The 14,163-nt window shown below is 67.7% G+C and carries 11 protein-coding genes and 1 tRNA gene; 5 read left to right on the plus strand and 7 right to left on the minus strand.

Going from position 1 to position 14,163, the window contains the following annotated elements:
- The first annotated feature begins 24 nt into the window (after positions 1-24).
- The 4 genes from ACUYM2_RS05055 (at position 25) to ACUYM2_RS05070 (ending at position 4,349) form a co-directional block, all read left to right on the plus strand.
- The gene (locus tag ACUYM2_RS05055) at positions 25-1,482 is read left to right on the plus strand and encodes an NAD(P)/FAD-dependent oxidoreductase (protein ID WP_481599084.1); all 1,458 of its coding nucleotides are present in this window, start codon (positions 25-27) and stop codon (positions 1,480-1,482) included.
- Positions 1,483-1,618: 136 nt separating this feature from the next.
- On the plus strand, positions 1,619-2,596 hold the full coding sequence (locus ACUYM2_RS05060) for an N-acetyltransferase (RefSeq protein ID WP_481599085.1): 978 nt from the start codon (positions 1,619-1,621) through the stop codon (positions 2,594-2,596).
- Between the two features lie 46 nt (positions 2,597-2,642).
- Positions 2,643-2,716: transfer RNA gene (locus ACUYM2_RS05065), tRNA-Leu, on the plus strand.
- A gap of 280 nt (positions 2,717-2,996) precedes the next feature.
- Positions 2,997-4,349: an ABC transporter substrate-binding protein gene (locus ACUYM2_RS05070; protein ID WP_481599086.1), complete on the plus strand. Its 1,353-nt coding sequence runs from the start codon at positions 2,997-2,999 to the stop codon at positions 4,347-4,349.
- Positions 4,350-4,839: 490 nt separating this feature from the next.
- Here the strand turns inward: ACUYM2_RS05070 and ACUYM2_RS05075 are convergent, their stop codons facing one another.
- From ACUYM2_RS05075 to ACUYM2_RS05090, 4 genes are read right to left on the minus strand one after another with little or no spacing between them, the layout of a single operon-like run.
- Positions 4,840-5,613, minus strand: coding sequence for an ABC transporter ATP-binding protein (locus tag ACUYM2_RS05075; RefSeq protein ID WP_481599087.1), 774 nt, complete (start codon positions 5,611-5,613; stop codon positions 4,840-4,842).
- Entirely contained in the window at positions 5,610-6,716 is a 1,107-nt protein-coding gene (locus tag ACUYM2_RS05080; RefSeq protein ID WP_481599088.1) for an ABC transporter ATP-binding protein, read from the minus strand. The genes ACUYM2_RS05075 and ACUYM2_RS05080 overlap by 4 nt, the downstream gene beginning before the upstream one ends.
- Positions 6,713-7,681, minus strand: a complete 969-nt coding sequence (locus ACUYM2_RS05085; RefSeq protein ID WP_481599089.1) for a branched-chain amino acid ABC transporter permease — start codon at positions 7,679-7,681, stop codon at positions 6,713-6,715. The genes ACUYM2_RS05080 and ACUYM2_RS05085 overlap by 4 nt, the downstream gene beginning before the upstream one ends.
- A gap of 8 nt (positions 7,682-7,689) precedes the next feature.
- Positions 7,690-8,964: a branched-chain amino acid ABC transporter permease gene (locus tag ACUYM2_RS05090; RefSeq protein ID WP_481601407.1), complete on the minus strand. Its 1,275-nt coding sequence runs from the start codon at positions 8,962-8,964 to the stop codon at positions 7,690-7,692.
- 522 nt (positions 8,965-9,486) lie between these two features.
- Between ACUYM2_RS05090 and ACUYM2_RS05095 the strand changes: the two genes are divergently transcribed.
- The gene (locus ACUYM2_RS05095; RefSeq protein ID WP_481599090.1) at positions 9,487-10,410 is read left to right on the plus strand and encodes a Bax inhibitor-1/YccA family protein; all 924 of its coding nucleotides are present in this window, start codon (positions 9,487-9,489) and stop codon (positions 10,408-10,410) included.
- 76 nt (positions 10,411-10,486) lie between these two features.
- Here ACUYM2_RS05095 and ACUYM2_RS05100 read toward each other — a convergent pair whose 3' ends face one another.
- The 3 genes from ACUYM2_RS05100 to galT are packed head-to-tail and all read right to left on the minus strand — an operon-like array spanning position 10,487 to position 14,161.
- Entirely contained in the window at positions 10,487-11,722 is a 1,236-nt protein-coding gene (locus ACUYM2_RS05100) for an acetyl-CoA C-acetyltransferase (RefSeq protein ID WP_481599091.1), read from the minus strand.
- A gap of 52 nt (positions 11,723-11,774) precedes the next feature.
- Positions 11,775-12,935, minus strand: coding sequence for a galactokinase (gene galK, locus ACUYM2_RS05105; RefSeq protein ID WP_481599092.1), 1,161 nt, complete (start codon positions 12,933-12,935; stop codon positions 11,775-11,777).
- Positions 12,932-14,161: a galactose-1-phosphate uridylyltransferase gene (galT, locus tag ACUYM2_RS05110; protein WP_481599093.1), complete on the minus strand. Its 1,230-nt coding sequence runs from the start codon at positions 14,159-14,161 to the stop codon at positions 12,932-12,934. Before galT ends, galK begins: the two co-directional genes overlap by 4 nt.
- Positions 14,162-14,163: the final 2 nt, after the last annotated feature.

Below are 14,163 nucleotides of genomic sequence, written 5' to 3' on the forward strand. Positions count from 1 at the left end.
CACAAACTACGGTATTCTTGAACCATGGCATCCACCCCTCAGCTCCAGGACCGTCCCAGGGTACTCGTCGTCGGCGGCGGGTACGTCGGCCTGTACGTAGCCCTCAAACTGCAGAAAAAGATCGCGAATGCCGGTGGCATCGTCACCCTCGTTGATCCGCTGCCCTACATGACCTACCAGCCCTTCCTGCCGGAAGTGGCCGGCGGAAACATCGAGGCCCGGCACGCCGTCGTCTCGCACCGCAAGCACCTCAAGCAGACCGAACTGATCCAGGGCCGCGTCACCTCGATCGACCACGCCAACCGCACGGCCGTGGTCGCACCGGCTGACGGTGGCGAGAACTTCGAGATCCCGTACTTCGACGTCGTGCTGGCCGCCGGCGCCATCACCCGCACCTTCCCGATCAAGGGCCTCGCGGACAAGGGCATCGGCCTCAAGACAATCGAGGAAGCCGTCGCCCTGCGCAACGGTGTCCTCGAGCGCATCGAAACCGGCTCGCTGATGACCGACCCGGTCGAGCGTGCCCGCGCCCTGACGTTCGTCGTCGTCGGCGGCGGCTTCGCCGGCATCGAGTGCATCACCGAAATGGAAGACCTGGCCCGCGCCGCGGTCAAGAACAACCCGCGCGTGAAGCAGGAGGAAGTCCGCTTCGTCCTGGTCGAGGCCATGGGACGGATCATGCCCGAGGTCACGGCCAAGCAGGCCGAGTGGGTCGTCGAGCACCTGCGCAGCCGCGGCATCGAGGTACTGCTGAACACCTCGCTGGACAACGCTGAGGGCCCCCTGAAGCTGATCAACCTGCCGGACAAGACCCCCGCACAGGAATTCGAATCCGACACCCTCGTCTGGACTGCCGGCGTGCAGGCCAACCCGATGGTCCGCTCCACCGACTTCCCGCTGGAACCCCGCGGCCGCGTCCGGGTCCTCCCGGACCTGCGCATCTCCGGCGACGAAGGCATCATCGAAAACGCCTGGGCCGCCGGCGACATCGCGGCCGTGCCGGACCTCACCGGCAGCGGCCTGCCGGACGGCACCTGCGTCCCGAACGCCCAGCACGCGCTGCGCCAGGCCAAGCGCCTTGCCAAGAACCTGTGGGCCTCCCGCTGGGACAAGGAGCTCAAGGACTACAAGCACAAGAATCTGGGCGCCGTCGCCGGCTTCGGCGAATGGAAGGGCGTTGCCAATATCAACCTCATCGGTCGCATCGGCCTCAAGGGCCCGCTGGCCTGGCTCGCGCACCGCGGCTACCACGGCCTGGCCATGCCGACGGTGGAGCGCAAGATCCGCGTGATCTCCGGCTGGTTCTGGGCACTCTTCCTGGGCCGCGACACCGCCCAGCTGATCGACCTGGACAACCCGCGCGGGGCGTTCGTGGCCGCCGCGACTCCGGCTCCCAAGCCGGCCGCCGCACCCGCGGCTCCGGCAGCCGACAAGCCTGCCCAGGCACCTGCCAGGGAAGCTGTCGCGGCCGACGCCAAGTAGCCCGCAGCTGCCCCATGACGGCGGCCGTTCCCTTCCGGGGGAGCGGCCGCCGTCGTCGTTGGTGACGCCAGCCGCCCCCGCGTGGATTGCCGGACGGATTGGCCGGGGGGTGGGCCGACCTGCCTAGACTGGGCCCATGACTCCCGCTGAAAAGGACCTGCACACCCTGCTCGCGACCATGCGGCCCGTGATCCGCGAGGGCGAGTACGTCTACGCCCTGTGGCCGCACGGCAAGCCACTGGGCGGTCACATCGCGGCCGCGGTCCGGGAAGCGGAGGGCCTGACCGTGGTGCTGCCGCGGGCCGACGCCGACGCCCTCGGCCTGAAGTACGACTTCGTGGCCGCGTGGATCACCCTGCAGGTGCATTCCTCGCTGGAGGCTTTGGGGCTCACTGCCGCCGTCAGCGCCGCCCTGACCGAGGCGAAGATCAGCTGCAACGTGCTGGCCGGCTTCCACCACGACCATCTGCTCGTTCCGGTGGCTGAAGCCGAGCGCGCCCTTGAAGTCCTCCATGAACTATCCCTGAACAGCCGCTCGGCGAACGGCGGAGGGCAGCAGCAGGCGCCACAACTGGTCCTGCGCTCCGAGCTGCCCGAGGACCGGCCGGCGCTCCTGGCCCTTACCGCCGCGGCCTTCTCCATCTCGCCGGTCACGGGCCTGCCGGTGGAAGGGGAGCCGGAAGAAGTGGACCTGCTGCGGCGGCTCTTCGAATGCGGGGAGTACTTGCCGGACTTCAGTATTGTCGCTGAGCTCGACGGCGAGATCGTTGGCCACGTCATCAGTACCCGGGGCTGGGCGGATGAGCTGGAGCTGTTGGGGCTGGGCCCGATCGGGGTGCTGCCGCGGCTGCAGCGGCACGGCATCGGCTCGGCGCTGATGAAGGAAACCATCGACCGGGCCAACGCTGCGGGGGAGCGGGGCATCGCGCTGCTCGGCAGTCCCGATTACTACGCCCGCTTCGGCTTTGTTCCCTCCACCTCGCTTGGCGTGCAGGCACCGGATCCTGCCTGGGGCGAGCATTTCCAGCTGCTGCCGCTCGCGCTCTGGCCGGGCGGCGTCAGCGGGGTGTTCCGCTACGCAACGCCCTTCGACGAACCGTCGGCCACGTCGTAGCGGCCGCCCGGCGGGATGCCCTCCGGCGGGATACCATTGACCGGGCGCCCCAGTAGCCCAATTGGCAGAGGCAGCGGACTTAAAATCCGCGTGTTGTGGGTTCGAGTCCCACCTGGGGCACTTCACAATTGCCGCGTCGTGCGCCACAATTGCTGTCCCGCGCCCCTTAGCGCCCCGGGCCGGCCGGCGGTCCCACGGCGAATGCCCGGTTTCCAGCGGCCGAGGGTCCTCTTTGGCATGTTTTCCGCTGCCTGATTTCCTCCATGCAACGAGTGTTATAAGGATGTGACCGTAGTCACTTCTGTCCGGGCGGAAATTGCATTAGCTTGAAGCTAAATCAGGAACACCTGATCTTTCGCATCAAAGGCCGTTCGCACCTTTAGATCGAGGAGATTTCTCTATGACTTCACTCCCCCAGGTGGCGCCGCGCATCGCTAAGCTCACAGCGCTTAGCCTCGGCGTCGCCCTTCTGGCTACGGCTTGTGGCGGTTCGTCCACGCCGTCGGCAACCACCGGTTCTGCATCCGCCCAGGCGGCCGGCATCGCTTGCCCGGCTCCGAGCGCAACCGGCGGGGCCACCAGCTCGGCCAGCGCGGAAGGTTCCGTGCCCGCCTCCTCGACCACCACGGACACCCCGCTCAAGATCGGCTCCCTGTTGCCGACCACCGGGTCCCTGGCCTTCCTCGGCCCGCCCGAAATCGCGGGCGTCAACCTTGGCATCAAGGAAGTCAACGACGCCGGCGGCGTCCTCGGCAAGCCCGTCCAGGTCATCCACCGCGACTCCGGTGACACCAAGACGGACATCGCCACGCAGTCCACCACTGCCCTGCTGGGCCAGGGCGTCAGCGCCATCATCGGTGCCGCCTCCTCGGGCGTCTCCAAGACCGTGATCAACCAGATCACCGGCGCCGGCGTCATCCAGTTCTCGCCGGCCAACACCTCGCCGGACTTCACCACGTGGGACGACAAGGGCCTCTACTGGCGCACCGCACCCTCTGACGTGCTGCAGGGCAAGGTCCTCGGCAACTACATGGCCACCTGCGGCGCCCAGACCGTTGGCATGATCGTACTGAACGACGCTTACGGCACGGGTCTGGCGAAGAACGTCAAGTCCGCGGTGGAGGCCGCCGGCGGCAAGGTTGTGGCGGAAGAGCTCTTCAACGAAGGCGACTCCCAGTTCAGCAGCCAGGTGGACAAGGTCCTTGCGGCCAAGCCGGATGCCATCGCCCTGATCACCTTCGACCAGGCCAAGAGCATCGTTCCGCTCATGACGGGCAAGGGCATCAAGCCCACCCAGATCTTCATGGTGGACGGCAACATGTCCGACTACAGCAAGGACTTCAAGCCTGGCACCCTGAAGGGCGCCCAGGGCACCATCCCGGGCACGTTCGCCAAGGATGACTTCAAGAAGAAGCTCCTCGCGATTGACCCGGCGCTCAAGGATTACAGCTACGCAGGCGAGTCCTACGACGCTGTGAACCTGATCGCACTGGCCTCCGAAGCGGCCAAGAGCACCAAGGGCGTAGACATCGCCAAGCAACTCAAGGCAGTCTCTGAAGGCGGCGAGAAGTGCAACAACTACGCCTCCTGCGTCACCCTGCTCCGCAACGGCAAGGACATCGACTACGACGGCCAGTCCGGCCCCGTAACGTTCTCCGACGCAGGCGACCCGACGGAAGCCTACATCGGCATCTACGAGTTCCAGGATGACAACAGCTACAAGCCCGTCAAGGAAGAATTCGGCAAGCTGTAAAGCCGCTTCCCAGACAACCAAGAGACCCCCATCCTCTCCGGACGGGGGTCTCTTGCGTTGGCGGGTGGTGCCGCCGGAAGTGCGGTCGGTCAAGGGCCCTGCATTACGGCCGCCTGACTTTCGGTCGCCGGGTAGCCGCCCGACGCCGGAAAACCGCCCGCCCACTGAAAGCCGACCCAAGACTTTGCGTAGCGTGACGACGTCGGGGTCTGGAAGGGGAAGACGGCGCCGGGGGTGGGGCGCGGGAATGGACGGGCGTCGGTGCCGGGCGTGGGCGCTGGAGGCTGCGGCACCGGATTTTCGCTACTGAATCGGACGACGGCGCCGCGGATCCGGGGTGCGCCGGTCCGGAACCGGTGCGGAAACGTGGCCAGCTGCGGAGACGCCCGGAGGGTACACGGAGCCCCGCACACCCGCGGGGTACGCAGAAGGGCCGCCACCGGTGGTGACGGCCCTTCTGGCAGCCCGTGCTGTGGGGCTGGCGGTACAGCTAGTCGACCGTGTCGGCCAAGGTGCCCAGGTACAGCTGGATGACCTTGGGGTCCTTCATGAGTTCCCGGCCGGTGCCCGTGTACGCGTCCTTGCCCTGGTCCAGGACGTAGCCGCGGTCACAGATCTGCAGGCAGCGCCGTGCGTTCTGTTCCACCATGATCACGGAGACGCCGGCCCGGTTGATTTCATGCACCCGCAGGAAGGTCTCGTCCTGCTTGACGGGGGAGAGGCCTGCGGACGGCTCGTCGAGCAGCAGCACGGCCGGGTCCATCATCAGGGCCCGTCCCATGGCAACCATCTGGCGTTCACCGCCGGAGAGGGAACCTGCGCGCTGGGCCCGGCGCTTAGCCAGCTCCGGGAACAGTTCCGAGACGAAGTCGAACCGTTCGGCGAAGTCCTTCGGCCGCTGGAACATCCCCATCTGGAGGTTCTCTTCGATGGTCAGGGCGGCGAAGACGTTGTTGGTCTGCGGGACGAACCCAACGCCGCGGCTCACCAGCTTGTTGGCCTTCAGCCCGGTGATGTCCTGGCCGCGGACCACCACGGAGCCGGAGTGGACCTTGACGAGGCCGAACATGGCCTTCAGCAGGGTCGACTTGCCGGCGCCGTTGGGTCCGATGATGCCGATCAGCTCACCCTTGCGGGCCTCGATGCTGCAGCCATTGAGAATGTTGACGCCCGGGATGTAGCCGGCCACCAGGTCGGTGACCTTGACGACCGAATCGCCCTCGTATGCGTTCTTGGCGGCGGCTGCCGCCCTCGTGGCACTCATTCTGTGTCCTTCTCTGTCCGGTTCGGCTCGCCGTGGTGCGGCTCCTCGGCGCTCCGCCGGCCGTGTGGTGCGCCGTTGGCCGTGTTGGGCCGGGATGCCTCCGTCATGAGGACGTCGGTGGAGATGACGCCCGCGTTCTCGGTGCCGACGATTGATTCATCGTCGGCCTCGAGTTCGGCCGCGAGTACCTTAATGCCTTCCGAGTCGCCCAGGTCCACATCGTGGTGGGCTCCCAGGTAGGCGTCGATCACGGCCGGGTTCTTCATGACCTCGGCGGGCGGCCCCTCGGCCACGATCTTGCCCTCGGCCATCACCACAACCCAGTCGGCAATGTGGCGGACCATGTGCATGTCGTGCTCGACGAACAACACTGTCATGCCCTCGGCCTTGAGGTTCTTGATGTGGTCCAGCAGGGACTGGGTCAGCGCCGGGTTGACGCCTGCCATCGGCTCGTCGAGCATCACGAGCTTGGGCCGGACCATGAGCGAGCGGGCCATTTCGAGAAGCTTGCGCTGGCCGCCGGAGAGGGACGCCGCGTAGTCGTCCTTCTTGGCGTCGAGCTTGAACTTCTCCAGCAGCACGTTGGCTTCTTCGGTGATCTTCTTTTCCTGGCCGCCCCAGATCCCCTTGAACAGGGCCTTGGAGAGCTTCTCGCCGGACTGGTGCGAGGCGCCCAGCCGCATGTTCTCCATGACGGTGAGCTTGCCCATGACCTTGGTCAGCTGGAAGGTGCGGACCATGCCCATCCGCGCCACCTTGTAGGAGGAGACGCCGGCCAGGCCGTTGCCCTCAAACTGCCACTTGCCCGTATTAGGCGTATCAAAGCCCGTCAGCAGGTTGAACAGGGTGGTCTTGCCGGCGCCGTTGGGACCGATCAGGGCCGTGATCTTGTGCCGCGGGATTTCCAGGTATTCGACGTCGACGGCGTTGATGCCGCCGAAGCTGCGGGTGACGTTTTCCGCCACCAGGATCGGGTCGCGCTTCTTGCAGCCGGGGGCGATCTCGCCCGCGGCAATCGGACGCGAGTCCGTCATGTAGTCGATGGTCTCGGCCGCGCCGGAGGTCCCGGCGCCCGCCTGTGGTTCTTCGCTGTGCATGCTCATGCGAACGCCAGCTCCTTCTTGTTGCCGAAGACGCCCTGGGGCCTGAAGATCATCAGCAGCATCAGTGCGATGCCGACCAGGATGTAGCGCAGCTGGCCGGCCTGAACCGTGTTCAGCCACGTGACGGCGCCCGATTCGATCAGGCCGTACAGCACCCCCTGGGTGAGGGACAGGACGACCCAGAAGATCATTGCCCCGACGACGGGCCCCAGCACGGTGCCGAGTCCGCCGAGCAGCAGGCAGGTGTAGAGGAAGAACGTCAGCTCGGTGCCGTAGTTCGCCGGCTGCACCGCGCCGCGGGGGAGGGTGAACACCATCCCCGCGAGGGCTCCGAGCACGCCGCCAATGACGAGGGCCTGCATCTTGTAGGAGTAGACGTTCTTGCCGAGGGAGCGGACAGCGTTCTCGTCCTCGCGGATGCCCTTGAGGACGCGGCCCCACGGGCTGCGCATCAGGAGCCAGACCAGCAGGCAGCAGACGATCACCAGGGCCCAGCCGACCACACGGATGAAGAAGTCGCGGTTGTTCATGCCGAAGTAAGACCCGTCGGGGAACGGGTTCATCGCGTAGAAGTCGCCTTCGAAGGCGGCCAGGCCGTTGGCGGAACCGGTTATGTCGGTCAGCTGGTTTGTCGTGACGATATAGCGGACGATTTCTGCCGACGCGATCGTGACGATGGCGAGGTAGTCGGCCCGCAGCCGGAGCGTGGGGATGCCGAGCAGCAGGGCGAAGATTGCCGAGCAGACGACGGCGATCAGCAGGCCTACGAAGAACGGCACGTGGAACGTCAGGGTGGAGATGGCGAAGCCATAGGCCCCCACCGCCATAAAGCCTGCCTGGCCGAAGTTCAGCAGGCCCGAGTAGCCGAAGTGGACCGCCAGGCCGAGCGCCGCGAGCGCGTACGCCGCCGTCGTCGGGCTGAACAGTTCGCCGGCGGCACTGGAGAGAATAAATCCGAAGTCCATGTCGTCTCCTAACCCACGCGCTCGCGGCGGCCCAGGATGCCCTGGGGCCGGAACAAGAGGACAATAATCATGATGAACAGGGCTCCCACATATTTGAGGTCGGCGGCGAGGCCGAAGACGGTGGTCAGCTCCACGAAGATGCCGACGATGATAGATCCCAACAGGGCGCCCCACACCGTGCCGAGGCCGCCCAGGGTGACGCCGGCGAAGATGAGCAGCAGGATCTGTGAGCCCATGTCGAAGGTCACGCCGGGACGGTAATAAGCCCAGAGGATGCCGCCGAGCGAGGCGAGCATGCCGCCGGTGACCCAGACAATCCGGATGACCGAGTCAACGTCGATGCCGGAGGCCGCGGCCAGTGCCGGGTTATCGGCCACTGCGCGGGTGGCTTTGCCGAGCCGGGTCTTAAGCAGGACGACGCCGAGGATGGCAATGACGACGACGCTGATGAGCAGGGACCAGAGGTTGTTGGGCGAGATGGACACCGGCCCGATCTCGATTTCCGCGCTCTGAGCGTAGGGCAGCTGCTGGGTGGCGCCGCCGAAGAAGAACTGGATCACGTAGCGGACGGCGAGGGCCAGGCCGATGCTGACGATCATCATCGGCACCAGCCCGGTACCGCGGCGGCGGAGCGGCTTCCACAACCCGGCGTCCTGGACGTAGCCGAAGAGGCCACCGCCGAGGAGCGCAAGCAGTATCGCCAGCCAGAACGGGAGATTCATGGCGTTGAAGGCGAAGACCAGCACGGCGCCCAGGGTGACCATCTCGCCGTGCGCGAAGTTGGTCAGGCCAGTGGTGCCGAAGATCAGTGAGAGTCCCACCGAGGCGAGAGCCAGGAGCAGGCCGAAGCTCAGCCCGGCGACGAGGCGGTTGATCAGGTTCTTGCCGAAGTCCTGCTGCTGGACAACGATGCCTTCGCCGAACGCGAAGATCACGGAGAGGTTGGAGGTCTGGCTAAAGGTGACCTTGCGGGGGTTTTCCTGACCTTCTGCGAGCTTGCGGCCGTCGGGAACCGTGGCTTCGTTGAGTTTGACCTCGTACGTTCCCTGCTTGGGGACGCCGATGGACCAGGAGCCGTTTGCGGAAGATTTCGTCGACCCGGTAAAACCTTCGCCGGTGGCCGTGATTTCAACCCCGGCCAGCGGAGTTCGGTCACCGCCGCGCAGGAAGCCGCTGATGCTGTTCTGGAACGTGGTGCTCGACGGGGATGGTGTCGGCGACGGTGTCGCGGCCTGGGATGCCGGGGCGACGATGAGCAGAAGGGCGGCCACGGCGGCGAACATGGCCCCCACAGCTTTCAGCAGTTTGCCGCGCCGTCTCTGCGACAGGCCTTTCGGTGTGCTTCTCAAATTGAAAACCTCCACATGGGGGTGGTCTGGGTTGCGCCATTGCAACCGCTGCGAACGGTCAGGGGACTGGGTGGTGCGGATACTGCGATGCGATGGAGCGGGCTGCCTTTCGACAGTCGTCCTTGTGACGTTCGTCACCCTGTTGGCCCAATGTTACAGCCAGCGAAGGCCAACTATTGCCGCCGCGAGCAGGGATAACGTCGCGATCGCGTAACAACCGTGAAGCCGGACCGGGGATTAGATTTAGCGCGGCTAAAGAAAACTTTTGTTGTTCCCGAGGATTCCTAAACAGTCGGGCCGGCGGCGCGCGGATTGGGCCCCGCACATCACGGTTGGGTTGCGGCCGGAACCGGCCGGGAACTATCCCTGCCCGCCGGGCGTGGGAATTGGTAGCGTGAGTCATAACGATCTTCACCACCGATCATCACTTACCCCCTTATTTGGAGGACACCAGCAATGGCACTTGGCGGAAACCCGATCTTCAACGGAAAGAACTTCCGTGGAGCCACCCAGGCGCCGCCTGCCCCGCCGGCACCGTACGGGCAGGGCTACGGCCAGGCCCCGTATGGCCAGAGCGGCTACGGCCAGCCGCAGTACGGCCAGGCGCAGGCCGGCTGGAACCCGGCGCAGCAGGCGATGAGCAGCGACCAGCTGCAGGACATGTACAACCGCCCTGCCGCGGGACCGGCCGACAGCGGCCGCATGACCTTTGACGACGTCATCGTGAAAACTGCGGCCTGCCTCGCGGCCGTTATCGCGGGCGCCGCCGTCACCCTCGTGGTGGCACAGGGCCTGGCCTCGATGCTGATGATCGTCGGTGCGCTGGGCGGCTTCGTCCTGGCCCTCGTCAACACCTTCAAAAAGCAGCCCTCGCCGGCGCTGATCCTGGCCTACGCCGCCCTCGAGGGCCTGTTCCTCGGCGGCCTGACCCGGATCCTGGACGGGATGTTCCCCGGCGTCGGACTCCAGGCCGTGATCGGCACGCTCTCCGTCTTCGCAGTGACCCTGGTCCTGTTCAAGAGTGGCAAGGTCCGCGCCACCCCCAAGGCGATGCGCTTCTTCATGATCGCCATGATCGGCTACGCCGTCTTCGCGCTCATCAACATGGTCATGATGTGGACCGGCGCGGTGCAGACCCCCTTCGGTCTGCGTACCCAGGTCGAGATCTTCGGGATCCCGCTGGGTGTCTTCATCGGCCTGCTCGCGATCGGCCTGGCCGCCTTCTCGCTGATCATGGACTTCACCAGCATCGAAGCCGGCGTCCGCAGCGGCGCCCCGCAGCGCTTCTCCTGGACGGCGGCGTTCGGCCTTACGGTCACCCTCGTCTGGCTCTACGTCGAGATCATCCGCCTGCTGGCCATCCTCCGCGGCGACGACTAGGCGCAGCCGAACCACCGCGTAGCGAACGAAGCGGGTCCCGCCGGATGGCGGGACCCGCTTTTTGCGTTGTCGGCCCTCAGCCGAGCCGCTCGAAGATGACGGCCATGCCCTGGCCGCCGCCGACGCACAAGGTGGCCAGGCCAAGGGTGCCGTCCCGCTCGCGCAGCCCGTTGAGCAGCGTGGTGGCCATCCGGGCGCCGGTCATGCCGAACGGGTGGCCCAGGGCGATGGCTCCGCCGTGGACGTTGAGCCGGTCCGGGTCGATCCCCAGTTCCCGGGCGCTGGCGACCACCTGGACCGCGAAGGCCTCATTGAGCTCGACGAGGTCAAGGTCGCCAATCGAGAGGCCGGCGAGCTTCAGCGCCCGCCGGGTCGCCTCGACCGGACCCATGCCCATCAGTTCGGGGGACAGGGCGCTGACCCCGGTGGAGACGATGCGGGCCAGCGGCTCCAGCCCGAGTTCCCGGGCGCGGGAATCGTTCATGACGACGACGGCGGCGGCGCCGTCGTTGAGCGGGCAGGCGTTGCCTGCCGTCACGGTTCCGGCGCTGCGGAAGACCGGCTGCAGGGCGCCCACCGCGTCGGGCGTGACCCCTGCCCGGGGCGAGTCGTCCCGGTCGATCACGGTGCCGTCCCGGCGCGTGTACGGGGTGATTTCACGGGCGTAGAACCCGGAGGCGATGGCCACCTCGGCCCGGTTCTGGCTCTGCACCGCCCAGGCGTCCTGCTCCGCGCGGCTGATGCCGTAGCTGGTGGCGACGTTCTCCGCGGTCTGGCCCATGGACGTATAGATGTCCGGCATCCTGCCGCCGAGCCGGGGGTCGGTCCAGGGCGTGTTGGACGCTGCCCTGGCGGCGGTGCGCTTCCCGGCGGCGTCGAAGCGCGGGTTGTGGGTGGCGGCGTCGGTCTCCCCGGCGCCGGCCCAGTCGCGGTACCGGGAGACCGCTTCCACCCCGGCCGCGACGAAGGCGTCACCCTCGCCGGCCTTGATGGCGTGGAAGGCCATCCTGATGGTCTGCAGGCTGGAGGCGCAGAAGCGGTTGATGGTGGCGGCCGGGACGTTGTCGAGGCCGGCCAGGATGGCCACCACCCGGGCCATGTTGGACCCGGCCTCGCCGCTGGGCTCGGCGCAGCCCAGATAGAGGTCATCGAGGCCGCGGCCGGTCTCGCGCGGGTCGAAGGCGGGCACTTTGGCGAGGGCGGCGGAGACCATGGCGGCGGCAAGATCGTCGGGCCGCTCGTCCTTCAACGATCCTTTGAAGGCGCGGCCGATGGGGCTCCGGGCGGTGGCAACGATGACGGCTTCCGGCATGCGCCCAGCCTACGCCCGGACCGCCCGGACCGGCAGTACCGGCAGGAACCGGTCAGGCCAGCCGCAGCGCTCCCGCCGCGGGGCGCACCCGGAAGACGTCCGGGGCGGCGTAGCCGGCGCGGGCGAAGGCGCGTCCGACGTCGGCCCGTACCCGCTGCTCCGAGTCCGCGGGGGTGAGGGCAATCGCGGAGCCGCCGAACCCGCCGCCGGTCATCCGGGCGCCGATGGCGCCCGCGGTGCGGGCCGTGTCGACCGCGAGGTCCAGTTCGGGGCAGGAGATGTCGAAGTCGTCCCGCATGGAGGCGTGGGAGGCGTCCAGCAGCACGCCGATCGCCTGCGGGCCGGTGCCCTCGAGCAGTTCCACGGTCCGCAGCACGCGGTCGTTCTCCGTGACGACGTGCCGGACCCGATGGAACGTTTCCGTGTCCAGCAGCCCGGCGGCCTCCTCAAGATCCGCGAGTCCGACGTCGCGCAACGCCCGGACGCCGAGCACATCGGCGCCCAGCTCGCAGGACGCCCGCCGTGCCGCGTAGCCGCCGCCGGCGTGCGAATGCGAGACCTTGGTGTCGATCACGAGCAGCACCAGGCCGGCGGCCTCGGCGTCGAACGGCACCAGACGGACGGCCTGGTCGCGGCAGTCGAGGAACACGGCGCGGCCTGCGGCCCCCCGGAGCGAGGCCGACTGGTCCATGATCCCGGTGGGCGCACCGACGAAGTCATTCTCCGCGCGCTGGGTGGCCAGCACCATGTCCTGGGCGCTGAGGCCGGCGCCGGTCAGCTCGTTGACGGCCAGGACGACTGCGCATTCAATGGCATGCGAGGAGGAGAGCCCGGCTCCCCGTGGCACATCCGAATCCAGCAACAGGTCCAGGCCGGGGACGGCCAGGCCGCGCTGCTGCAGGGCCCAGAGCACGCCGAGCGGATACTTGGTCCAGCCCCGGGCCGTCGCGGGGTCCAGGGCCGCGGCGTCCGCCGTCGTCAACCCCTGGTTCCCGAACGTGGACAGCATCCGCAGTGTGGAGTCGGGCCGGAGGCGGACGGCCACCCGGGCGGTCCGGTCAATGGCGAACGGCAGTACGAAACCCTCGTTGTAGTCCGTGTGTTCGCCGATCAGGTTGACCCGGCCGGGGGCCTGCCAGACGCCGTCGGGGTCCGCCCCGAAGACGTCCGCAAACCGGGACTGGAGTTCACTGGTGCCCAGCGGGACGCTCATCGTGTGCTGCCTTCCGTGCTGGCCGTGCCGCTCCCGGCGAAAGAGCCGGATGTGGAGGATGTGCCGGATGTGGAGGGTCTGTCGGGTGCCGGGGCCGCGCCGCGGAGCCGGGCCGCTACCGCCTCCGGCGTGGTGTCGTTGATGAAGGCCCCCATGGCGGCCTCGGACCCGGCCAGGTACTTTAGCTTGTCCGCGGCGCGGCGCGGCGAGGTCAGCTGCAGGTGCAGGTAGCCGGCGGGACGCAGCAGCTTATCCAGCGGCGCCTGCTGCCACGCGGCGATGTAGGGCATGGGGGTGGGGTAGAGGGTGTCCAGGCGCCGCAACAGGTCCAGGTACAGCTGCGCCAGTTCGTCCCGCTCCTCGCCGTGCAGGGCGGCGAGGTCGGGGACCTGCCGGTGCGGGACGAGGTGGACCTCCAACGGCCAGCGGGCGGCGAAGGGCACATACGCACTGAAATGCCGGCCCTCGAGCACCATCCGGCTGCCGTCCGTGCGTTCGGCCCGCAGCAGCGAGCCGGTCAGCGTGTCCCGGCTCCCGGCGTCGTCGTAGTACTTCCGCGCGGCGGCGGCGAGCACCGCGGCCCGCGGCGGAAGGTAGGGGTAGGCGTAGATCTGGCCGTGCGGGTGGTGCAGGGTGACGCCAATTTCCGCGCCGCGGTTCTCGAACGGGAAGACCTGGCGGATCCCGGGCAGTGCCCCGAGCGCCGCAGTCCGGACGGCCCAAGCCTCCACCACGGTGCGGGCCCGGGCCTCGCTGAGGCCGGCGAAGGAACCGGCATGGTCCGGGGTGAACGAAACTACCTCGCAGCGTCCGTAGGACGGCACCCTGGTTCCCCACGCCGGTTGATCCGGCAACTGCCCCAGCCCGGGACCCAGGGAGGGGAAACGGTTTTCGAACACGACGACGTCGTAGTCCGGCGCCGGGATTTCCGAGCGGCGCTCCGGGGTGCTGGGGCACAGCGGGCAGTCCTCTGCCGGCGGGAGGTGCGTCCGGGACTGGCGGTGCGCGGCGATGGCGACCCACTCACCGGTCAGTGCGTCGAAGCGCAGCTCGCCGGCGGGACCGCGTCCGTCAAGGGTCCTGCCGTCGGCGGGCGCCCGCGGGGCGCCACCACCCGCACTACCACCCGCACTACCACCGGCGCCGCCGTCCCCGCCGGCGTCGGCGAAGTAGAAGAGCTCCCGGCCGTCGGCGAGAATTCCCCGGGTGATGCTGTTGGCGCACATTC

The sequence above is a fragment of the Arthrobacter sp. SD1074B genome (assembly GCF_056780195.1).

Coding starts and splice junctions, on each gene's coding strand:
- ACUYM2_RS05055 (WP_481599084.1), top strand. CDS start 25: ATGGCATCCACCCCTCAGCTCCAGGACCGTCCCAGGGTACTCGTCGTC.
- ACUYM2_RS05060 (WP_481599085.1), top strand. CDS start 1,619: ATGACTCCCGCTGAAAAGGACCTGCACACCCTGCTCGCGACCATGCGG.
- ACUYM2_RS05070 (WP_481599086.1), top strand. CDS start 2,997: ATGACTTCACTCCCCCAGGTGGCGCCGCGCATCGCTAAGCTCACAGCG.
- ACUYM2_RS05075 (WP_481599087.1), bottom strand. CDS start 5,613: ATGAGTGCCACGAGGGCGGCAGCCGCCGCCAAGAACGCATACGAGGGC.
- ACUYM2_RS05080 (WP_481599088.1), bottom strand. CDS start 6,716: ATGAGCATGCACAGCGAAGAACCACAGGCGGGCGCCGGGACCTCCGGC.
- ACUYM2_RS05085 (WP_481599089.1), bottom strand. CDS start 7,681: ATGGACTTCGGATTTATTCTCTCCAGTGCCGCCGGCGAACTGTTCAGC.
- ACUYM2_RS05090 (WP_481601407.1), bottom strand. CDS start 8,964: ATGTTCGCCGCCGTGGCCGCCCTTCTGCTCATCGTCGCCCCGGCATCC.
- ACUYM2_RS05095 (WP_481599090.1), top strand. CDS start 9,487: ATGGCACTTGGCGGAAACCCGATCTTCAACGGAAAGAACTTCCGTGGA.
- ACUYM2_RS05100 (WP_481599091.1), bottom strand. CDS start 11,722: ATGCCGGAAGCCGTCATCGTTGCCACCGCCCGGAGCCCCATCGGCCGC.
- galK (WP_481599092.1), bottom strand. CDS start 12,935: ATGAGCGTCCCGCTGGGCACCAGTGAACTCCAGTCCCGGTTTGCGGAC.
- galT (WP_481599093.1), bottom strand. CDS start 14,161: ATGTGCGCCAACAGCATCACCCGGGGAATTCTCGCCGACGGCCGGGAG.